At 64.8% G+C, this 22,810-nt stretch carries 12 protein-coding genes and 1 tRNA gene; 3 read left to right on the top strand and 10 right to left on the bottom strand.

Going from position 1 to position 22,810, the window contains the following annotated elements:
• Window positions 1–75: 75 nt before the first annotated feature.
• The 8 genes from G3545_RS15150 to G3545_RS15115 all read right to left on the bottom strand — a co-directional run bounded on the left by G3545_RS15150 (window position 76) and on the right by G3545_RS15115 (window position 15,915).
• Window positions 76–2,328: a molybdopterin cofactor-binding domain-containing protein gene (locus G3545_RS15150; RefSeq protein ID WP_246702420.1), complete on the bottom strand. Its 2,253-nt coding sequence runs from the start codon at window positions 2,326–2,328 to the stop codon at window positions 76–78.
• Complete coding sequence (locus tag G3545_RS15145) at window positions 2,325–2,816, bottom strand: (2Fe-2S)-binding protein (RefSeq protein WP_170013978.1); 492 nt, start codon at window positions 2,814–2,816, stop codon at window positions 2,325–2,327. The genes G3545_RS15150 and G3545_RS15145 overlap by 4 nt, the downstream gene beginning before the upstream one ends.
• A 12-nt stretch (window positions 2,817–2,828) precedes the next feature.
• Entirely contained in the window at window positions 2,829–4,178 is a 1,350-nt protein-coding gene (locus G3545_RS15140; RefSeq protein WP_246702897.1) for a cytochrome c, read from the bottom strand.
• A gap of 205 nt (window positions 4,179–4,383) precedes the next feature.
• Window positions 4,384–5,292, bottom strand: coding sequence for a transglutaminase family protein (locus G3545_RS15135; protein ID WP_170013974.1), 909 nt, complete (start codon window positions 5,290–5,292; stop codon window positions 4,384–4,386).
• Window positions 5,289–7,805, bottom strand: coding sequence for a circularly permuted type 2 ATP-grasp protein (locus tag G3545_RS15130; RefSeq protein WP_170013972.1), 2,517 nt, complete (start codon window positions 7,803–7,805; stop codon window positions 5,289–5,291). Before G3545_RS15130 ends, G3545_RS15135 begins: the two co-directional genes overlap by 4 nt.
• A gap of 140 nt (window positions 7,806–7,945) precedes the next feature.
• Window positions 7,946–11,248, bottom strand: a complete 3,303-nt coding sequence (locus tag G3545_RS15125; RefSeq protein WP_170013970.1) for a transglutaminase family protein — start codon at window positions 11,246–11,248, stop codon at window positions 7,946–7,948.
• Window positions 11,249–11,525: 277 nt separating this feature from the next.
• Window positions 11,526–14,705, bottom strand: a complete 3,180-nt coding sequence (locus G3545_RS15120; RefSeq protein WP_170013968.1) for a multidrug efflux RND transporter permease subunit — start codon at window positions 14,703–14,705, stop codon at window positions 11,526–11,528.
• A gap of 49 nt (window positions 14,706–14,754) precedes the next feature.
• Window positions 14,755–15,915, bottom strand: a complete 1,161-nt coding sequence (locus G3545_RS15115; RefSeq protein ID WP_246702419.1) for an efflux RND transporter periplasmic adaptor subunit — start codon at window positions 15,913–15,915, stop codon at window positions 14,755–14,757.
• Window positions 15,916–16,309: 394 nt separating this feature from the next.
• Between G3545_RS15115 and G3545_RS15110 the strand changes: the two genes are divergently transcribed.
• The 3 genes from G3545_RS15110 to G3545_RS15100 all read left to right on the top strand — a co-directional run bounded on the left by G3545_RS15110 (window position 16,310) and on the right by G3545_RS15100 (window position 18,235).
• A complete protein-coding gene (locus tag G3545_RS15110; protein WP_170013964.1) occupies window positions 16,310–16,648 on the top strand; it encodes a hypothetical protein in 339 nt (112 codons plus the stop codon).
• A 144-nt stretch (window positions 16,649–16,792) separates the two neighbouring features.
• Window positions 16,793–16,882: transfer RNA gene (locus G3545_RS15105), tRNA-Ser, on the top strand.
• Between the two features lie 135 nt (window positions 16,883–17,017).
• On the top strand, window positions 17,018–18,235 hold the full coding sequence (locus tag G3545_RS15100) for a site-specific integrase (protein ID WP_170013962.1): 1,218 nt from the start codon (window positions 17,018–17,020) through the stop codon (window positions 18,233–18,235).
• Between the two features lie 1,945 nt (window positions 18,236–20,180).
• Here G3545_RS15100 and G3545_RS15095 read toward each other — a convergent pair.
• Window positions 20,181–20,894, bottom strand: a complete 714-nt coding sequence (locus G3545_RS15095) for a class I SAM-dependent methyltransferase (RefSeq protein ID WP_170013960.1) — start codon at window positions 20,892–20,894, stop codon at window positions 20,181–20,183.
• A 487-nt stretch (window positions 20,895–21,381) separates the two neighbouring features.
• Window positions 21,382–22,806 (bottom strand): DUF4910 domain-containing protein, encoded by a 1,425-nt coding sequence (locus G3545_RS15090; RefSeq protein WP_246702418.1) that lies wholly within the window; start codon window positions 22,804–22,806, stop codon window positions 21,382–21,384.
• Window positions 22,807–22,810 lie beyond the last annotated feature (4 nt).

Here is a 22,810-nt window from a genome sequence, read left to right as displayed (position 1 = left end):
CAACGCCATACGGCGGTTGCCGAGCGCGCCGGCAACGCTCCATCGCCGCCATTCAGTCTGACCTTGCGGCCGACGTCAAATTCCGGCTGCGGCCTTCACCCGCTCCGGCGAGAGCGGCAAGTCCCTCAGCCTGACACCGATGGCGTTGGCGATCGCATTGCCCAGGGCCGCGCTCGCGGGTCCCTGTCCGGTCTCGCCCGCACCCAGGAAGGGCAGTCCCGGCCGCTCGATGAGATGGACCTCGATGCTCTCCGGCACCGCGTTGAAACGCATGATCGGATAGCTCGACCAGTCGACCGAGGTGATGCGGGAGGTGTCGAAGGCGACGCTTTCATACAGCGTCCAGCTCGCCGACTGGATGATCGCGCCTTCCATCTGGTTGCGGACGCCATCCGGGTTCACGATCTCCCCGGTGTCGACCGCCGCGACCGCACGAACGAGACGCACCTGGCCGGTCTCCCGTTCCACCTCCACTTCCATGGCGACGGCACTATAGGCGGCGAGGTTCTTGTAGCGGGCAAAGGCGAAGCCGTAGCCCCGGCCGACCAGGGCCTTCTGGCCCGGCTTCCAGCCGAACTTCTCGGCTGCCAGCTTGATGACCTCGCGCCCGCGTGGATCCTCCAGATGGGCGAGGCGGAACTCCACGGGATCGGCATGGGCGGCGATGGCCAGCTCGTCCATGAAGCTCTCGATCGAGAAGATGTTGAAATAGGCCCCGAGCGAGCGCAGCGCGGATACCCGCAACGGCATTTCCGGCAGGAAGAAGTGGTCGACCTTCGCGTTCGGAAAGACGTAGAGAGGGATGCCGTTGCGATCGCCGCCGCCTTCCGGCTGCGGCAGCGGCGCGGGCGGCGGCGGCTGGAACGCCTTGGACATCAACTGGCCGGCGAGCAGCGAGCCGGCATTGCCCGGCCGCATATTGTGGGTATTGCTCCATACGCTGTAGTGCCAGTCGACGATCTTGCCAGTGGCATCGAGCCGGGCCTCGGCCTTGGTCACCATGGCGGGACCATAGGGCTCCCAGGCGTGCTCCTGCTCGCGCATCAGCTGCACCTTCAAGGGGCGGCCCGGCAGCTGGGTGGCGATGAGGGCCGCGTCGGCGCCCGCGTCGTCGGCTCCATTGTGGCCGTAGCAGCCCGAGCCCGGGGTGTGGATGCAGCGCACCTTCTCCGGCGGCAGGCCGAGCATCTCGGAAATCGCCTTGCGGTCGGGAAAGACGCCCTGCGTGTGGGTCCAGACCGTGACCATGTCGCTGTCCGACAGGGCGACCGCGCAGGATGGGCCGATCGAGCCATGGGACACATAGGGGCGGGTGAAGGTCGCCTCTATGGTCGGGCCGGGAAGCGGCGGCGCCGTGTGCTTGTCGAGAATGGTGTATTCCCGCGCCGCAAGCCCGAGCACGGTCTGCGGCAACTGCTTGGCATCGGGCAGCTTTGCCACCTCTTGCCATTCCGCGGCCGCCGCGAGCGCCCGCATCGCCTTGATGGCCTGGTATTCCCTCTGCGCCACGACGGCGAGGAAATTGCCGTCGCGCACTACCTTGACCACGCCGGGAAGGCGTTCCACCGCGCCGCTGTCGACCGAGACCAGCGTGGCGCCATAGCTCGGCGGGCGCACCACACGGGCATGCAGGAGCCCCTCGGGGCGCATGTCCTGGACATAATAGGCGGTGCCCGTGACCTTGGCGGGAATGTCCAGCCGGTGGACCGGCTTGCCCATGACGCGGAACTGCTCGGCCGGGGTAAGCCTGGAGCGCGGCGCAGCCATGACATGGAGATCGAGCCCGGCGGCGAGATCGCCATAAGTGAGGCTGGTGCCATCGGGTGCGATGGCGGTGCCGTTGTCCGCCTTCATCTCTTCGGGCGAATGGCCGAGACGGCGGGCCGCCTCGGCCAGCAGGATCTCGCGCACCTGCGCCGCCGCATTGCGGATCGCGGTGCCGCTGTCCTGCAGCGTATGGCTGCCCGCGGTGTAGCCTTCATTGGCGGTCAGGCCGGTGTCGGCGGTGATCATCTCGATCCGCGCCATGGGCAGCGCCAGTTCCTCGGCGGCGACCTGGGCGAGCGCAGTCCTGATGCCCTGGCCCAGTTCCGCCTTGCCGGTGAAGACCGTCGCCTCGCCCTTGGCGTCGATGCGGATCCATGAGTCGAGGAACGGCGCCTGGTTGAGGCTGCCCGGCAGCTTGGCATTGGCGTCGCCGCCGGTCTGGGTCTCGGTCTGGACCGCCTGCGCCATCGCCTCGGGCGCGAGTGCGAAGCTGACCACGACCGCGCCGGCACCCTGCAGCAGGGCACGGCGCGACACGCCCTTCATGGCGAGGTCGTTCATATCAGGCTCCCGGAGGATGGCGGGTTGGCGGGTTGCCGCATGAGTTCGGCGGCGCGGTGGACGGCGCGCAGGATCCGCATATGGGTGCCGCATCGGCACAGATGAGGGAGCAGGGTCTTGCGGATGTCGGCGTCGGTCGGCGCCGGGTTCTTTTCCAGCAGCGCCTGCGCCCGCATCATCATGCCGGGAATGCAATAGCCGCACTGCGCCGCCTGTTCCTCGACAAAGGCACGCTGGATCGGGGCTGGGCTCTCGATCGTGCCGAGCCCCTCCAGCGTCGTCACCGAACGCCCTTCCAGCAGCAATATCGGCGTGACGCACGAGAACACCGCCTCGCCATCGACCATGACGGTGCAGGCACCGCATTGCCCGAGCCCGCAGCCATATTTCGCGGCGTTCAGTTTCAGGTCGTCCCTGAGCACATACAGCAGCGGGGTGTCGGGATCGGCATCCAGCTGATGGATCGTGCCATTGACCTTGAGTTCCATGGGTTCCGTCCTTCACGGCCTGGCGGCGGAAGCCTGCCGGCCCGCTTTCGGGTTCATGTCAGTGCGCACTTGCGACAGCGTCGCCGGCAGGTCGTCCCACCCCGGGCGCTGTCCGCCGAAGCGACCGCGCAGATAGGTGGCAAGCGCGAGGATCTGCGGATCGGACATGGTGTTGGCGAAGCCGGGCATGATGGGATTGCGCTGCCCGTCGCCCTTCGCCGGAATTCCCGTCAGCAGGATGCGCAGGAGATTGTCGGGGCTGGCACCGGTGATCGAGCTGCTGAGTGCCAGATTGATGGCGCCGATCGGCACCGCACGGCCGGCCTCGTGGCAGGCGGCGCAACTCGCGGCATAGAGGCGGGCGCCGAGATCGCTCGCCGTCGCGGCGTCGGGTGCGATGGGCGGCAAGGTCTGGCTTCCCGCCGATTGCGGACGGGCGCCGGACTGGTTCATGGCGACGGCCGGCGCCTGCGGAGCCGACGGGGGCTGCAGCTTCGGCACGCCCATGATCCCTGCAATATAATGGGCGATGGCGCGCACATCGTCGTCGGGAACCGAGGCGAGATTTTCGACCACCGGCGCCATCGGGCCACGGGCGACGCCGTGATCGCCATGCCAGCCACTGCGCAGATATGCGTAGATGGCGTCTTCGCTCCACGGAACGTGGGCATCCGCTGTCGAATCGAGCCGATAGGCGTGCCAGCCATCTATGTCGGCGCCGGCATAGCGCCGGCCGCTATCCTCCGCGCCGAAGGCGTTGCGCGGCGTGTGGCAGGCGCCGCAATGCCCGAGGCCTTCCGCCAGATAGGCGCCGCGGTTCCATAGCTCGTCGCGGTCCGGCTGCGCCTGATAGGGGCCGGGGCTCACGAAGAGCAGCTTCCACCCGGCAAGGAGGACGCGGTGGTTGAGCGGGAAGACGAGCTCGTTGGCCGACGCTTCCTGGCGCGCCGGCTCGCGCGTCATCAGGAAGGCGTAGAGCGCACCGATGTCGTCGTCCCGCGTCAGGGTGAAATGGTCATAGGGAAAGGCGGGGTAGAGGTAGTTTCCCTCGCGGTCCACGCCCTCGCGCATGGCGCGCTGGAATGCCGCCAGCGACCAGTTGCCGATGCCGGTCTCGGCGTCCGGCGTGATGTTGGTGGAATAGATGGTGCCGAACGGCGTGACGAATGCCCGGCCGCCGGCAAAGAGCTTGCCGTTCTCGGCGGTGTGGCAGGTGTTGCAATCGCCGATCGCGGCCAATTGCGCGCCGCGCTCCACCTCGCCCGCTTTGAAGCTCGCGGGCTCGGGCTGGGCAATGGCCGCGATCGGCGAGCGCCACGCATAGGCGACGAAGCCCGCACCGAGCGCGGCGATGACAATCACCGCGGTCAAAACAGCAATTCTTATGGGGTGTCTGGAACTCATCACGCAGTACCGACCGCCCTGCCAATCCTGCGGCGGGTATAGTCGTCAGCGAATTATTGGCACAATGAAATGGACGTTATTCCGCGAGTGGTCGCGTTACACTTTTGATTTATTACCGAACGGTAGTATTTAGGCGGACATAACGAACGTGCGGGACGGCGCGTCAGCTTCTTACCTTCCGCACGGTCTTCTTCTCGCCCATCGGTACGACGTCGACGGCGACCGAGAGCTTCTGCTTGCCGGAGCCGAACAGCACGCCGCCGACCGGAGCGACGTCGGAATAATCGCGGCCATTGGCGAGCACGACATGGTCGGTCGAGACCCGCAATGCATTGGTGGGATCGAGCCCCTGCCAGCCGAGCGCTTCCCCGCACCACACCGAGACCCAGGCATGGGTGGCGTCGGCGCCTTGCAGCCGCTCCTTGCCCGGCGGCGGCTCGGTGCGCAGGAAGCCGCTGACATAGGCGGCGGGCAGGCCGAGCCCGCGCAGGCCCGCGATCATGATGTGGGCGAAGTCCTGGCACACGCCGCGGCGGATGGCAAAGGCCTCCGCCGGCGGCGTCGACACGTCGGTCGCCTTGGGATCATAGGTGAATTCGTCGTGCAGCCGGTCCATCAGATCGATGGCGCCGGCGAGCATCGGCCGCCCCGGATGAAAGCTCTTTGCCGCCCATTCGGTGATGGTGGCCGTCAGCGGCACCGCCGGGCTGGCATAGAGATGGTGCACCGGCGAGGCAGGGCTGAGGTCGAAGCTGTTGGCGGCCTCCTCGCGTACCTCTTCCCAGGTCGGCCCCTGCTCCGGCTCGGGGAATTCGGCGGGCGCGACATCGACCCGCGCGCTGGTGCGCACGGTGAAGCGGGTATGCGGGGTCTCGATGCGGATGATGGCGACGCGATTGCCGAAGAAATCGGTCGCCTCGCTCCATTCCACCGGCTCGGGCTCGACGCTGAAATGGCTCGCGATCACCCGCTGCCGAGGACGGTCGACCGGCACCATGCGCACCACATGGCGCGCCACCGGCACCGGATAGGCATAGACGTAACCGGTGGTCTGCGAGATGTCGTAGATCATTCCGGCTGCTCCCACGGCGTCTCGACCGGCGAGCGATGGATGAAATAGCGCTCCGCGACGTCGTTTGACAGCTCCATGAGCTGCGCTTCCACGGTGCGCAGCCGCTCATCGTCGAACTCATTGGCCTCGAAGGCGCGCATGGACGCGGCGAGGCGGGCGGCGAGGCGCTCCTCGGCCGGCGGCGGCTCGTCGCCATGATGGCCGGGCAAGGCGTCGAGATGCTCGTTGATGCGGTCGATCTGGAAGGCCAGCGCGCGCGGATTGACCGGGTCGAGCAGCACGAGGTCGAGCACCGGGGCGCGGCTTTCCACCATCACATAGCGCGAGCGATAGGTGATCTGGCTGTCGCAGAGCTCCAGCAGCACGTCGAGCGTGCCGGCGGTGGGATTCTGGTTCACCAGCGAGCGGGTAAAGCGGCAAGTGACGATCGAACGCTCGATGCGCCGGCCGAGGTCGAGGAAGCGCCAGCCGGCGAGCCGGTTCATGTTCTCCGAGGCGAGGCCGGAGAAGGCGGCGAGCGCGCGCAGCGCCCGGTCCGCGCGTTCATAGGCATCGGGTTCGGCGCTGCTTGCCGGCACCGGCTCCGCCACCATCAGAGCGAGGTCGGCGAGGGTGCGCCAGGCATCCGGCGAGAGCCGATCGCGGATCACCGAGGCGGTGTGGCGTGCCGATTCGATGAGGCCGGGTACGCCGCCCGGCAGATCCTTGCGGGTAAGCGCTCCGAGCGCGTGGCGGGTCGGCTTGGCGCGGACCATGTCCTCCGGCACCGCGCCCCAGCTTTGCAGCAGCCCGAGCATCTTGCTGACCGAGGCGGCGCCGCCCTCGGCTGAGGAGGAGAGGCGGCCGACCAGCGTGCGGATCAGGCGCAGCGTCGCCTCGGCGCGCTCCACATAGCGACCCAGCCAGAAGAAATTGTCGGCGGCGCGGCTCGGCAGCGGTCCGGTCTGGCGGCGCACATCGACCCGGCCGGGCGCCGGCAGCAGCGTGGTCTGCTCGACCGGGCCCTCGTCCAGCACCCAGACGTCGGCCGAGCGCCCGCCGCTCTGCATGGTGACGGCGCGCGAATCCAGGCTGTCCGAGACCCGGCAGAAGCCGCCGGGCATCACCTTCCAGCCCTCCTCGGTTGCGGCCAGGAAGATGCGCAGGATGAAGGGCCGTGGCTCCAGCTTGCCGTTGCGCCAGACCGGCATGGTGGAGAGCCGCACCGTCTCCTGCCCGACAATGTCGATGCCGCGCGAGCGGATCGCCGCCTCGAAGGCAACCCGCTGCTCGGCCTTCAGGTCGGCGCCGATCACCGGGCCGTTCTCCATCAGGCCGGGGATGGCGCGCTGGAACGCCGGAGCCAGCACGAAATCCTCCATGCCGTCGAGCACGATCTCGCGCTCGGCCGGCTGGCCGCACCACCAGGTGGCGACGTTGGGGAGCAGCGGCTTCTCGCCCAGCACCTGCGCGCCGATCTTCGGCAGGAAGCTCATCATGGCGGGGGCCTCGACGAGGCCCGAGCCCAGCGCATTGACCACGGCGACGCCGCCGGCGCGCACCGCCTGCACCAGCCCCGGCACGCCGAGCCGCGAGCGCGAGTTCAGTTCCAGCGGATCGGCAAAGTCGGCATCGAGGCGGCGCACCAGCACGTCGGCGCGCTTGAGGCCGGCCACCGTGCGCACATAGACCGCATTGTCGCGCACCGTGAGGTCTTCGCCCTCCACCAGCACGAAGCCGAGATAACGGGCGAGATAGGCGTGCTCGAAATAGGTCTCGTTCAGCGGGCCGGGGGTGAGAAGGCCTACCCGGCCTTCGCCGGAGCGGTCGAGCTTGGTGAGGCTCGCCCGCAGCGACTGGAAGAAGCCGGCGAGCCGGACCACGTTCAACGAGCGGGCGAGGTCCGGCATGGCGCGGGCGAGCGCGATGCGGTTTTCCAGCGCATAGCCTGCACCCGATGGCGACTGCGTGCGGTCGGACAGCACCCACCAGCGTCCATCCGGCCCGCGGCCGAGATCGGCGGCATAGAGCTTGAGGAAGCTGCCGCCATGCGGGTCGACGCCGACCAGCGGGCGCAGGAATTCCGGATTGCCGGCGATCGCTGCCGCGGGCAAGGCGCCGGAGCGCACCAGTTCGGCCTCGCCATAGAGATCGGCGAGCACGCCCTCCAGCATCTGCGCGCGCTGCACCAGCCCCTTGGCGAGGCTGCGCCACTCCTCGGCGCTGATGACGAGCGGCAGATGCGAGAGCGGCCAGGGCCGCTCGCCGCCGTTCGGATCGTCATAGACGCGGTAGAACACGCCGGAGCGGTAGAGGTGGCGGTCGACCGCCTTGAAGCGCCGGGCCACCTCGTCGACGCCCATCTCGGCCAAAGCGGCGAGCATCGGCGTCCAGTGCGCCCTCGGCTTGCCCTCGGCGTCGACCATCTCGTCATAGGCGCCCGGCAGCGGGCGATAGCCGGCCAGCAGCGCTTCGACGGCTTCCGCCTCGAATCGCTGTGACAGCGCCTTCGTCTCGCTCCCGGCTCGGGCCATGGATTCCTCAAGGTCGCGCCGTGGTCGGCGTTCTCAGAAGTTAGACGGCATCGCAGATTGCGCGAAGCGCGCGCATGCGCTCTCCACCGTAAAGCGTCGCTTTGTTCGAGGGCGAGGCTCCTGCGTCACGCTCCTGGCGGTCACGTGCCGGGTGGGCGCCGCAGGTCCAGCGTCGTCGGAAATTCCGCGACGGGCTCCTCCGGCGGCACGAACAGATAGCCCGGGGTGTGGCCCCAATTCTGGAAGCGCGCCAGCCGGCGCGCCTGCGCCTCATAGGAATTGACCGGGAAGGTCTCGTAATTGCGGCCGCCCGGATGCGCGACGTGATAGACGCAGCCGCCGAGCGAGCGGTTCGACCACAGATCGACGATGTCGAAGGTCAGCGGCACATGCACCGGTATCGTTGGGTGCAGGCCCGAGGCCGGCTGCCACGCCTTGTAGCGCACGCCGGCGACAAATTCTGCGAAGCGGCCGGTCGGCTGCAGCGGCAGGCGCCGCCCGTTGCAGGCGACGACATGGCGGGTAGGGTTCAGCCCCTCGACGCGCACCTGCAGGCGCTCGACCGAGGAATCGACGAAGCGCACGGTGCCGCCGACCGCGCCCTCTTCGCCCAGCACGTTCCACGGTTCCAGCGCCTGGCGGATCTCCAGCGTCACGCCGCCATGCTCGACCTGGCCGTAATAGGGGAAGCGGAACTCGCGCTGCGCCTCGAACCACATCGGGTCCATGCGGTAGCCGGCGCGGCCGAGATCGTGCAGCACATCCATGAAGTCCGCCCAGACGAAGTGCGGCAACATGAAGCGGTCGGTGAGCGCGGTGCCCCAGCGCGTCAGCCGGCCTTCCTGCGGCTCGCGCCAGAACCAGGCGATGAGCGCGCGCAGCAGCAATTGCTGGGCGAGGCTCATGCGCCAGTCCGGCGGCATCTCGAAGGAGCGGAACTCGACGAGGCCGAGCCTGCCGGTCGGCCCATCCGGCGAGAACAGCTTGTCGATGCAGATTTCCGAGCGGTGGGTGTTGCCGGTGGCGTCGGTGAGCAGATTGCGGAACAGCCGGTCGACCAGCCAGGGCGGCGGCGCATAGCCCTTGCCCGGTGCCGGCACATTGGCCATGGCGATCTCGATCTCATAGAGCGAATCGTGGCGCGACTCGTCGATGCGCGGCGCCTGGCTGGTCGGGCCGATGAACAGGCCCGAGAACAGATAGGACAGCGCGGGATGGCGCTGCCAATAGGTGACGAGGCTCTTGAGCAGGTCCGGCCGGCGCAGGAACGGGCTGTCCGGCGGCGTCGCGCCACCGACCACGACGTGGTTGCCGCCACCGGTTCCGGTGTGGCGCCCGTCCACCATGAACTTCTCGGTGCCGAGCCGCGAGAGCCGTGCCTCGTCATAGAGGTCGCGGGTGATCTCGACGCAGGTCTTCCAGTTCTGTGCCGGATGGACGTTCACCTCGATGACGCCGGGATCGGGCGCGACGCGGATGACGTTGAGCCGCGGGTCGACCGGCGGTGTGTAGCCTTCGATATGCACCGGCAGCTTCAGCTCGGCGGCGGTCACCTCCACCGCGGCGAGCAGTTCCAGATAGTCTTCCAGCCGCTCGGTCGGCGGCATGAATATGCACAGCCGCCCGTCGCGTGGCTCGATGGAGAGCGCGGTGCGCACCGCGCCGGTGCCGGTGAGGATCTGGTCGACCTGCTCCTGCGCGGTGTCGTCGGTGCCGGTGCGCTGGTAGAGCTGGTGCAGCGCCTCGACATCCGGCAGGTCGCCGCTGATGGTCATCGGGTCGGCTGGATTGACGTAAGGGTAGGCCGCGGGCGGCACCCAGGGCAGCGTCGCCAGCGGCAGGCGATAGCCGACCGGCGAGTCGCCCGGCACCAGGAACAGCTTGCCGCGCCGGAAGCGCCACTTCTCGCTGACCCAGCCGCGCTTGGAGCGCGCCTGCCAGCGCTGCACCGGAAGCACGAAGCCGCTCGGCCGGCTGAGGCCCCGCTCGAACACGCGGGCGATGCGGGCGCGCGCCTCCGGATCCTCGATCTTGGAATCCAGCGGATCGACGTTTTCCGGCAGTTCGCCCTCTTTCAGGATCCAGTGCGCCGGATCCTCGAAGGCGGGTTCGACGAATTCCTCGCCGACGCCGAGCCGCTCGGCCAGATTGTCGGCGAATTCCTCGGCCCCGGTGATGGAGGCGGCGGAATAGTTCTCCATGGCGATCAGGCTGGGATCGCGCCAGATCGGCTTGCCGTCGCGGCGCCAATAGAGCGAGAAGGTCCAGCGCGGCAGGCTCTCGCCGGGATACCATTTGCCCTGGCCATAATGCAGCATGCCGCCGGGCGCGAAGCGCCGGCGCAGCCGCCGGATCAGGTCGTCCGCCCGCATCCGCTTGGTGGGGCCGACCGCCGAGGTGTTCCACTCCGCGCTCTGATAGTCGTCGATCGAGATGAAGGTCGGCTCGCCGCCCATGGTGAGGCGCACATCCTGCGCCGCGAGGTCGCCGTCGACGCGCGATCCCAGCGCATCGAGCGCTGCCCAGGCTTCATCGGAGAAGGGCAGGGTGACGCGCGGCTTCTCGGCGACGCGGGTGACCGACATCTCGAAATCGAAGGTCACTTCGGCCGGATCGACCATGCCGCTGATCGGCGCGGCCGAGACATAGCTCGGCGTCGCGCACAGCGGCAGATGGCTCTCGCCGCAGAGCAGGCCCGAGGTCGGATCGAAGCCGATCCAGCCGGCGCCGGGCAGATACACTTCGCACCAGGCGTGCAGATCGGTGAAGTCGACTTCGGTGCCGGTCGGACCGTCGAGCGCCTTCACGTCGGGCTTCAGCTGGATCAGATAGCCGGAGACGAAGCGGGCGGCGAGGCCGAGCCGGCGCAGTATCTGCACCAGCAGCCAGCCGGAATCGCGGCACGACCCGGCAGCAAGGCGCAGCGTCTCGTCGGGCGCCTGCACGCCCGGCTCCATGCGGATCAGGTAATTGACGTCCTGCTGGAGCTGCTGGTTGAGCGCGACCAGGAAATCGACGGTCGGCGTCTCGCCCTTCGGGCGGGCCGCCTCGACATAGGCGTCGAGCAGCGGGCCACCTTCCTCGGCTTCGAGATAGGGGGCAAGCTCCTTGGCGAGGTCCGGCGTATAGGCGAAGGGCAGGGTGTCGGCATATTCCTCGACGAAGAAATCGAACGGGTTGTAGACCGTCATGTCCGCGATGAGGTCGACTTCGATGCGGAACTCGGTCGTCTGCTCCGGGAAGACGTAGCGCGCCATCCAGTTGCCGAACGGATCCTGCTGCCAGTTCACGAAATGGTTCGCCGGCGTGACCTTCAGCGAATAGCTCTTCACCGGGGTGCGGCAGTGCGGCGCCGGCCGCAGCCTTATGATCTGGGGCCCCAGCGTGACCGGCTTGTCGTAGCTGTAGGCGGTGACGTGGTGAAGGCTGGCGAAAATGGTCATGGGCACCGACTGAAAACTGCGTGACGGCCCGCCACGCCAAGCGAGGTTACGCGGCTGTCTCCGCGGAACAAAGTCTTGGCCGGCGAGCGCGCTGATGGAACGCACGAATCGTGCCGCGAAACTGCCGCGGTCGGCGGTCCCGCCAACCCAAGTGCCACCCGCGCGCGCTGCGCCGGCCGATGATACCGCCGGGACGGCGGCAACGGCGGGCGCCTAGGGAAGCGCCGCCGCCTGCCGCTTTATCGGGCGGGCGAGCGCGATTCCCGGTGCGCCCGGTTCATGGTGCCGGGTGAGCTTCACCCGCTGCCGGCTCGATCGGCGGCTGGCTTGCCTGCTTCTTGCGCTTGCCGCGCTCCTCGAAGCGCTGGAGCACCGTGTAGAAGGACGGCACGAACAGCACGGCGAGGCAGGTGGAGGCCAGCATGCCGCTGAAAACCGCGATGCCGATCGACTTGCGCGAGTTGGCGCCGGCGCCGGTGGCGAGCACCAGCGGCAGCACGCCGAGGATGAAGGCGAAGGAGGTCATCAGGATCGGGCGGAAGCGCAGCCGTGCCGCCTCGGTCGCCGCTTCCATGATCTCCATGCCCTCCGCCCGTTTCTCGCGGGCAAACTCGACGATGAGGATGGCGTTCTTCGCCGAGAGCGCAATCAGCAGGATGAGGCCGATCTGGGTGTAGAGATTGTTGGCGACGCCGAGCCCGGTGAGCGCGCCGACGGTGCCGAGCAAGGCGAGCGGCACCGCGAGCAGCACCGCGAACGGCAGGATCCAGCTCTCATACTGGCCGGCCAGCACGAAATAGACCAGCAGGATAGCGAGGCCGAACACGTAATAGATCTGATTGCCGACCGCCTTCTCCTGATACGACATCGCCGACCAATCGAAGCCCATGCCCGGCGGCAGCGCCTGGTTGGCGGCCTGCTCCATGAGCGAGAGCGCCTGGCCGGAGGAGAAGCCGGCGGCCGGTACGCCGACGATGGTCGAGGCCGGGTAGAGATTGTACAGCGTGATCAGCGAGGGGCCGAACACCTCCTTGATCTGCGCGAGCGTGCCGATCGGCACCATCACGCCGGAGGGCGTCTTGACCTTGAGATCCAGGATTTCCGCCGGTGTCCGGCGATGGTTCGCATCGGCCTGGATATAGGCCTGGAAGGTCTGGCCGAACTTGTTGAACTGGGTGACGTAGCTCGAGCCGACATAGCCCTGCAGCGTGCCGAACACCTGGCCGACGGTCACGCCGAGCGTCTCCGCCTTGATGCGATCGACCGAGATGAAGAGCTGCGGCACCGATGCCCGGAACGAGGTGCTCAGATGCCCCAGTCCCGATTGCGTTGAGGCGTTCTTGACGATGGTCTGCGTCACGCTCTGCAATTCCGGGAAGTCGAAGCTGCCGTCCTTCGACTCCACCATCATGGTGAAGCCGCTGGCATTGCCGATGCCCTGGATAGGCGGCGGCACCAGCACGAAGGTGAAGGCCTCCATCTCGGACTGCAGCGCCTGGTTGAGCGAGGTATACACCTCCAGCAGCCCCTGGCCGGCCTTGTCGCGCACGCCCCAGTCCTTGAGCATCACATAGGCGACGCCGCCATTGGGCAAGGTGGCACTGTTGTCGAGCACCGAGATGCCGCTGATGGCGATGACGTTCTCGACCGCCGGATTCTTCGAGGCAAGGGCGGAGATGCGGTCCATCACCCGCTGGGTGCGCTCCAGCGAGGCGCCGTCGGGCAGTTGCGCGCCGATCAGCACATAGCCCTGGTCCTCGGTCGGCAGGAAGCCGGTCGGCACCTTGGTGAGGCCCCACATGGCGAGGCCGATCAGGCCGAGGCCGACCAGCACGATCAGATAGCTGGCATGGACCATATGGCGGATCAGTCCGGCATAGGCATGCTCGGCTCGGTCATAGACCCAGTTGAAGCCGCGATAGAAGAAGTTGCGCTTTTCCGGCGGCACCGGCGGGCGCAGCCACAGCGCGCACTGCGTCGGCTTCAGCGTCATCGCATTGATGGCGGAGATGAAGGCGGTGGCCGCGATCACCAGGGCGAATTGCTGGTAGAGCTGGCCGGTGAGGCCCGGCAGGAAGGCCGCTGGAATGAACACCGACATCAGCACCAGCGTGATGCCGATGATCGGGCCGAACAATTCGTCCATCGCCTTCTCGGCCGCCTCGCGGTTCGGCAATCCGCGCTCGATATGCCGCGCCACGCCTTCGACGATGACGATGGCGTCGTCGACCACGATGCCGATGGCGAGCACGATGGCGAACAGCGTCGAGAGGTTCACCGAGAACCCCATCGCCGCCATTGCCGCGAATGTGCCGATGATGGTCACGGGAACCGTGGTCGCCGGCACCAGCGTCGCCCGCCAGTCCTGGAGGAAGACGAGGATGACGATCAGCACCAGGATGCCGGCTTCGAACAGCGTCTTGTAGACCTCGGTGATCGAGGCATTGACGAACACCGTGGTGTCGAACGGAATCTCGTAGGAGAGGCCGGGCGGGAAGCTCTTGGCCAGCTCCGTCATCTTGGCGCGGACTTCGGTCGCCACCTGGAGCGAGTTCGCCTCTGGCAATTGATAGATGCCGAGCGCCGCCGCCGGCTTGCCGTTGAAGGTGAAGATCTGGCTGTAGGTCTGCGCCCCGATCTCGACCCGCGCGACATCGCGCAGGCGGGTGATGCGCCCGCCATTCTGGTTATCGACCTTGACGATGATATTCTCATAGTCGGCGGCATCGTTCAGCCGGCCGGCGACGTTCAGCGTGAACTGGAAATTCTGGCCGCTCGGCACCGGCGGCGCGCCCACCACGCCGGAGGCGACCTCCTGGCTCTCCTGCTGGATCGCATTGGTCACGTCCTCCGGCGTGAGGCCGCGCGCCTGCAACTGGTTCGGATCGAGCCAGACCCGCATGGCGTATTGGCCGGAGCCGAAGATGTTCACATTGCCGACGCCGGGCAGGCGGGCAATCTCGTCCTGCAGGTTGATGACGCCGTAATTGGCGAGGAACAGGCTGTCGAATTTGTTGTCCGGCGAGAACAGCGTGACGAACTGCAGGATGGAGGTCGACTTTTTCTGCGTCGTCACGCCCTGCACCTGCACCGCCGTCGGCAGCGACGACATGGCGATGGCGACACGGTTCTGTACCAGCACCTGCGCCATATCCGGATCGGTGCCGATGGCGAAGGTGACGGTGAGCGTATAGCTGCCGTCGCTGGCGCTTGTGCTCTGCATATAGAGCATGCCCTGGACGCCGTTCACCTGCTGCTCGATCGGCAGCGCGACAGTATCCACCAGGGTGCGGGCGCTGGCGCCGGGATAGCGCGTGGTGACCTGCACCGTGGCCGGCACCACGTTCGGATATTGCGACACCGGCAGGCCGAACAGCGCGACCGCTCCGATCAGCACGAAGACCAGCGCCAGGACGTTGGAGAGGACCGGCCGTTCGATGAAGAAGCGGGAGATCATGGGACGGGCCTTGGTTTGCGGGCGGGCCGGAGGGCGGAACTCACGGCACTTACGGCGTGGCGGGCTGCGCTTCCGGGTCGACCTTGGCGCCCGGCGCGGCGCGCTGGACGCCGCCGGTGATCACCTTGTCGTCGGCTGACAGTCCGCTCTCGACAACGCGGAACTGGCCTTCGAGCTGGCCGGGGACGATGTCCTTCTGCTGCACCACATTGTCCTTGCCGACCACCATCACGTAGCTGCCCTGCTGGCTGGAGCCGATGGCGGTGTCGTCGACCAGCAGTGCATCGGGGATGCGCTGGGTCGGCACCCGCACCCGCACGAACAGGCCGGGCAGCAAAGCGAGATTCTGGTTATCGAAGAGGCCGCGTACCTGCAGCGTGCCGGTGGACGGATCGATCTCCGGTGAGATGTAGTCGATCTTGCCCTTGTGCGGATAACCGTCCTCGGTCTGCAGGCCGATATCGACCTCGACCTCGCCGATATCGCGCAGCGTCTTGCCGCGCTTTGCCAGCGCCTCCTTGATGCGGAGCACCTGGTTCTCGTTGACGTTGAAATAGACGTAGATCGGGTTGACCTGGACGATGGACGCGAGCTTGGTCGGGTCGCCATGGCCGACCAGCTGGCCGACATCCGCAAGGTGGCGGGTGACGACGCCGTCGAACGGGGCCGCGACCACGGTGTAGCCGAGATTGATCTGCGCCAGCTCGACATTCGACTTGGCCGAATCCACCGAGGCGGCGGCCTGCTGCATGTTGGTGCGGGCCTTGTCGACCACGGCCTGCGAGGAGAAGTCCTGCTTACCGAGCGTGGCCTGGCGATTATATTCGGTCTCGGCGTTGGTGTACTGCGCTTCGGCCGAAGCCTGCGCTGCTTTGGCACCGTCGAGATTGGCCTGGTAGGTGTCCTGCTGGATCACGAAGAGCCGGTCGCCCTTCTTCACCACGGAGCCGTCCTTGTAGTTGATGGAGGTCAGGAAGCCCTCGACACGGGCGACCAGGTCCACCTGGTTGATGGAGTCGGTGTTGCCGGTGAATTCGAGGTAGCGAGTGACCTCCTCCTTCTTCGGCAGCACATAGGTCACCTTCGGCGGCGGTGGCGGCACATATTCGTTGCGCTCACCGCAGCCGGCCGCGAAAAGGGCCAGGGCGCATACCGCCGAGGCGCTCGCTAAGCGATGCCGAAGCACCTGCGGGCGCACGTCCCACACCATGACCATCCCCCTAATGAATCGGCATGCCGGATCGCCCGCAATATACAGCGGTGCGAATACCTGTCTAGGCGGCCTGACTAGACTACATCAATTCGTCATGAATTTCCCATTTCATGGGCATGACGTTGGTTCTTCGATGTAATCGTGCGTTAATGTTTCAATAGATGCTTGGGGAGAGGGCGTGATGCGGGTTTTAGGCAATGAACGCGGCGAGCAGCGCCGGGTACTCGTCGCGCGTCGACGAATCTTGTCAGGCGGAGATTCTAAGGCTTTGATGGCGCGCGCTTTCGATTTGCTTCCAAAGCGCGCGGGAATCATCGCGGTGCGGACGGATGGCTGCCGAAACGCCTGCCTGCGGTATCCGCGGGCTTCCATGTCCAGGGGAGATAGTTCGATGATGGCACTGCGGCATGTGATCGCCGTGTCCGCCGTTTTGTTCGCCAACGCGGCTCTCGCGGACAACACGGCGCTGACACTCAGTCAAGGTGACCTCAATTCAGACGATATCGGCACGGTGATCGATGTGGCGATCGTCAATGACGGCGCGCTCACCTACGATTCCGCGGTGGTGACGTGCAGTTTCACCGCCAGGGGCAAGGAGACCGGGAGCGCCAGCACGACGCTGTTCAACCTGTTGCCCGGCAGCAAGGGGCAGGACCAGGTGCACATGTTGGGACCGCGCTCCGACAAGGCGGCCTGCCGCATCTCCGCGACCACGCCCGCGGCGCCGTGAGGACATTGGCGGCGGCGCTTGTTGACGAACGCGGTTATTAAGCCGCGCCACCGGCTTGCCAGAGCGACGCGCTTCGCTATATTCCGCGCCTCTCCGGAGGGGTCTGCCCTTTCGGCGAGGCGTGCGTAGTGATGCGTGCGCCACGGAGGGGTGGCCGAGTGGTTGAAGGCGCACGCCTGGAAAGTGTGTATACGGGAAACCGTATCGCGGGTTCGAATCCCGCTCCCTCCGCCAAACTGCCCTCCTTGTTCGTACGTCGCCGTACGAAGCGTATTTTATTTCAATGGAATAGTGGCAGCGGCCTCATTGCGGGCGTTCATGCCAGTTCGCTACAATCCACAAATTCGGGTGGGGTAGCGGGTGGGGTAGATGGCCACGGCAGTGAACAAGCTCTCGGCGCGGGCGGTGGCGACCATCCGTGACGCTGGCCGACATTCGGACGGCGCTGGGCTTTATCTCCAGGTGAGCCCCACCGGTGCCAAGTCGTGGCTGTTCATGTTCAAACGCGACGGCAAGCGACGGGAGATTGGCCTCGGGTCGGTACGAGACGTCTCATTGGCTGATGCCCGCCAAAAGGCCGCTGAGGCGCGTAAGTTGATCGATGCTGGCAAAGACCCGTTGGCAGAGCGACGGGCCACTGCGGCCGCAGAGAGAGCTTTAGAGGCCAAGCCCACCTTCGCTGCCGTGGCGGATAGCCTCATTGCGAGCATCGCCCCTGGCTTTCGCAATGCCAAGCATCTTGAGCAATGGCGCACGACGCTTGGTGCGAGCTACTGCTCGTCGATCCGTGATATTGCAATTGACGAGATTACTACCGAGGACGTGCTTCGCGTCCTCCAGCCGATCTGGTCGACGAAAGCCGAGACGGCCTCTCGTGTTCGCGGCCGCATCGAACGTGTGCTTGATGCCGCGAAAGCCAAGGGGCTGCGCCTGGGAGAAAACCCAGCACGGTGGCGTGGTCATCTAGATAGTCTCCTGCCGAAGCGTCAGAAGCTGCAGCGTGGCCATCACGCGGCCATGCCTTATGCGAGCGTCTCAGCATTCGTGGCCCGACTGCGAGCCAGTGAGGGGATCTCGGCATGCGCTCTTGAATTTCTTATCCTGACTGCTGGCCGCTCGGGGGAGGTGATGGGTGCGAGATGGGCCGAGTTCGATCTCAGGGCGAAGGTGTGGACCGTGCCGGCGGAGCGTATGAAGGCTGGCCGCGAGCACCGGGTGCCTCTCTCTGCTCGTGCTATCCAGATTGTCACCGGGTTAAAAGAACATCGCCCGAATAACGATGGCGGATCGGCGTTCGTATTCCCCGGTGCAAAGCAAGGCGCGTCGCTCTCAGTCATGGCACTGGATATGCAGATGCGCAGACTGAAGTCCACCGACACGGTTCATGGCTTTCGATCATCATTCAGGGATTGGGTAGGGGAGGAAACCACCTTCCCGCGTGAGGTTGCTGAAGCAGCGTTGGCTCACACGGTCGGCAACGAGGTCGAGCGTGCCTACCGTCGCGGCGATGCTCTGGAGAAGCGCCGCAAACTTATGGACGACTGGGCACTTTATTGCGAGCGTGATGAGACGACGGTTGGTTCTTGATTGGGCGTACTATCGCGCGAATGCGACATCCTCCCGCCGTTAGTGCCGATAGCGCCAGAAGGCGAGTTCCATCGATCTTCGGCGCCATACGCAATTTCGAGCGGGCACTAAGCGCGATCGGGTGATGGGCGCCCCTGGTAGACGCGGTTAGCGCGGGTACGGGGACATTGCGCTCGTTGATGTGGTCATCGATTTGTACTCGGTACATCGATCTGCACGGTAGTGGTCATGCCGGCCGCCAGGACGACGCCTGACGGCACCTTGTCAGGGTGGATTCGTCCCGGGATGCGCTGGCTGAGCGCACCCATGTGAAGATGGGGTTTACAGTCGCAACGCCCTGATTGTCGGGTTGTACCCTATCGACGCTCTCGACATTTCGGAGCACAATCTGGCTGTGGTCCGTCAGCTTGGTGTCCGCGGAATCCATCTCGCGGATCGGGGCGAGATTGGTTTCTGGGAGTAGCGGTCGACGTACAACGGAATCGGCGTCGACGACCGAGATGGTGTTCGAGGCAACAGACACCCGCTCGGCACGTCGCGAGGCGACGCCCGGGTCAGTTCGGGCTACCCGCCTGACTGAGCGGGGGGCCGATACAAGGCGACGCCACCGCGCTGCCTGCCTGCCTGGATGGAGCTGAGCGAGGATGCCACCGAGGCAAGCGAACTCGCGTTCCTTCGGTTCGAGAGGACGCGCAAGGCGCTGATCCGCACAGAACGCGGCATGCCCTTATTGGCGCTACACCGAACTGCGGCTTGCGACTATGCTCGAATAGGGAACAAGTCGGGAACCCACTTGATCCTTTCGGACATTCGGCAGGACTACGCAGCAAACGCGGTCCTTGCAAGACCGTCAGTTTAGCGCACCCCCATGGTGGGCGTCCGTCACACGGTTATCGGGCGCAGAAACGTTTTTGACAGACGGCATGTGATAAGCCGAGCGGTGGATTGCCTGGCTGAGAGGCCGTCGACACAGGCCCTATTTTGTCATTCCGATAGAGCAAGCAGCGAGCTCGCTCCGATCCGCGCGCCATCGCGACCCCCAGCGTGGCAGCGGCGCTTGAATTGGCGGACTCGTTTGGCAGCCCTCCTGGGCCGGGGTGCTCGCGGTTGTCTAGGCAGGCGATTGGCCGATGGTCCTCGCCCGATACGGCGAAACCGGGGGCGAGGGTGAGAAACTGAAAGCACGGCTTCCGGTGAGTCCGGCAGCATCTGGGGTGCAGTATCTCGGAGGTCGCTAGGCGTCCGAGTGTTGGCGCCACTCCCTTCCCGGCCCAGCCCCCCAGGGAGTGGCGCCATGCATTTCACTCAATAATCCGTGCTTGGCGCTCGTTCTTGTTTCGTTGCCATGAAATCAATCTGCGGACCCAGCCGGAGAACGCCGCCGAAAAGCCTGCTTCCGTAAGATGCCAACTGTGATTGAGATGATCGGATCGTAAATCAAATAGATCGCGTAAGAGGCATTATCGAGAAAATGCAGATAACGAGGTGCTGCAAGAGGCCCAGATATTTCTATGCGGACTAGCCCCGCGATTACAATCGCCACACTACTCCAAACCATACTCGCAAAATTTCCTCGATTGCGAAGAACCCGACGAGTCCGGTTATACCGACCACCAGCACAACGCGCCCACACTAACGCGAGAGACCTGACCGCGACCGCCGCAATCATGCCGGCAACGAACTCGATATTTATCGGAGCCAGAAACGCTTTAAGGGTCGCTTGTAGCGCGGGCGGCGAGTTGACCTCAGCTATGATGATAGGCAGATGGTTGGTCACTCCGATCAGGGCTACCCAAACAGCCATTGGAATTTCGGTGTGCGATACGAGAGCAAGAAGGTCGCGTAGAACATTACTTCATGAATGAGGGTCCAGGCGGCCGAAAGGGCCGGCGCTGGCGGCCACTCGGCCACGATCAACTTGAGGATGTGAAAAAACTCCAGCTGTTCAGATCTTACCTATAATCTGAACGGAAACATTATATTCTGACGTATTGTAAGCAGTATACTTGAATGCTAAAGATTTTTGCTGAATTAATTCTTCAAAAGCGCGATGTTCGTGGTCTTTCCAGCCGTAATAATTGAAATATTCGTCGAAAAGTATTATACTTCCGGGGATCAATCTATCACCGACATTATCGAATATTGTTTTTGTGCTTGAATATAAATCGCAGTCGATATGCAAAAAGGATATCGTATCGGCTGACATTTCCATGAATTTCGGTAGGGTGTCGCTGAACCAGCCTACGTGCAATTCTACATTATGACGAACGTTTGGGAGCTTACCGTGAAAGTTGAAGGTGCCTTTTCGATAGCCGTCCGTCCAATCTTCCGGCAAGCCTTCAAATGAATCAAAGCCGTGTACGGTTCGCGATGAGCCTACATGATCAGCTATGCGATTAATCGTATCTCCGCTCCAGACACCAAATTCCATTAGCAATCCATTTGGAGGCGCTAATGCTAAACTGTGGTAGAAAACGTCTCTAGTTATTGGACTTGAAAATGCGCCTTTCATATTGCTTCGCGCGTACTCGCCGCTCTCGAGTAGCGCACTGAGCCGCCTTGCGCTCTCATGGCTATGGACATTCCATGAGATGAACTTTTTAGCTAATTCATCTGCATAGCCGCCCTTAAATTTTTTGTAAAATTTCAGAAGATCCATCTGCGAACCCCATGGTTTTCAGCATGACAGACGTGACCACGCCTGGCTCATCCCGCATAGCGGACCACCCCCCGCGTCTCCGGCGCCGGACCGGTGTTCCATTCTGGCGCTGCTCGGTGCTCTTAAAAGGGAGTGCAGGCGGCTTATTGACCGCTATCAAGTTCTGCGGGTTCCGCTGACGCGCAGAACCGCACCGGGTCAAAATCCGCGAGCTACGGCGCTCGGTGCGCGTCGAGCCAGCAAGCATGATCTGCAAGCGGCGGTGCGCGCCGACGGCAAGGACACCGCCGTGGCCGCGCGTTGCCGAGGGAGGCCAGCCAGCTTTGAATTAAGGCGCGGACTAGAGCCGGAGGACAACGTCGGTGTAGCGAAAATGGGACCGGATCAAAGCCAACAATGCATTAGATTTGAACCGGGCCACCTAATGGGAGCAGGCCAACACCCCGGTCGAACGACGCGTCACGAGAGAGCGTGATCTGCACTTGGATCATGCGGGCTCCTGGGCCAGCACCTCGAGCAAGCCTTCCTGGCAGAGGGCTCGCCGAGCTTCCTTCACGCTTTGCCACGGGAGGCCTGCCCTGGCGGCGATATCCAGGAGGCTGTTCGTTCCGTCGCTCATGTTGAGGAGCCAAAGCATCGCAAGCCGAAAGTCGCTCGCGATCTGACCGCCCAGGCTCTCGTAGAGGCCACGGCGCCCGAGCTGCGGCTCCCCGAAGGGCTGAAGGTTGCGGTAGATCCGATTATTCTCGATCACATCGATCACCTCCAGGCACGTCAGGGCGGAATCCGCCAGGGCGGCCGGGCGCACGAAGTTCGGGTCATCGGCGGAGGTGTGGTATTCCGGGAATACGCCGTGAGGCGTCCGCATGAGGCAGCCGACCGGAAGATTGAAGCCGGGCGATCCGTATTGACGCTCGTCGTATCCGTCCGGAGAGAAATCCCGGATCGCGAATTCCGAAGCCTTCTGCTGAAGCACGTAGGCGACAGCACGATCGATCTCGGCGTCGCCGCCTCGGCTCTTCTTGTAGGTGATGCGGCCCGCGTCGCCGAGACACGTCAGAACGAGACCGTGCTTCACCCGCTCCAGAACAGATCGGTTCCGCGCGAGCCATGTGATCGCGCCGATCGTGCCTGGCACGAAGACGAAGCGGTAGCTATAGCGGGTCGGGCGTCGTGACAATTCTTGGGCAAGCGCCGCTGCAACGACGATACCGGACAGGTTGTCGTTGCAAAGCGACGGGTGGCAGACGTGGCATGAGATCAGGACCTCGTCCGAACTTTCGCCCTCGATCAGGCATTCGCCATAGGTGAGGGACCCATCCTCCAGGGTTGAATCGATGCAAACTTCGTAGACCTCGTCACCGAGGCTTTCGAACTGGTTGTGCGAAAGGCAGAAGCCCCATGTCTCGGCGTAATAGGACGTCCGATAAGGGATCCAGTCGGGCTGGGCGGGGAGGGTATGCAGATGTGAGCGGAGGTCGGCCAAACTCATCAGGGCGCAAACCGGAGCGCTGTAGCCCACGACATGCAGGTTGGAGTTCCCAAAATCGACGACTCTCTCTCCCGAGAGCCGTTTGATGAAAGCGTCGCGGATGTTCCACTCCCGCGGTATCGTCCAGTCTAGGACCTGTGTTCCGGTCGGGATCTCCACGATCTCCAGCGGAAGATACGGCGCCAGGCAGCCGAGCGTGGCGCGCACCCCGTCGCCAGTGATACTGCGGCAGATGGGATAAAGCTCTTTGATCAGGCTGTGCATGGCGCCGCCCGAATCCGAAGCTAGATGCGGCGCTTCTCGTCGTGGCGTCCTACTTCCGTGGCTGGCGGCAGGCTGGCCCGCCTGCTCTGCCTTCGACACGCCGAAGCGATCCTGTTCGAGAGAATCCCGCTGGTAAGCCGCCAGTTTCTCAATCATGACG

The organism is Starkeya sp. ORNL1, assembly GCF_012971745.1.
Classification (GTDB): Bacteria; Pseudomonadota; Alphaproteobacteria; order Rhizobiales; family Xanthobacteraceae; genus Ancylobacter.
This window is presented reverse-complemented; position numbering and strand designations above follow the sequence as displayed.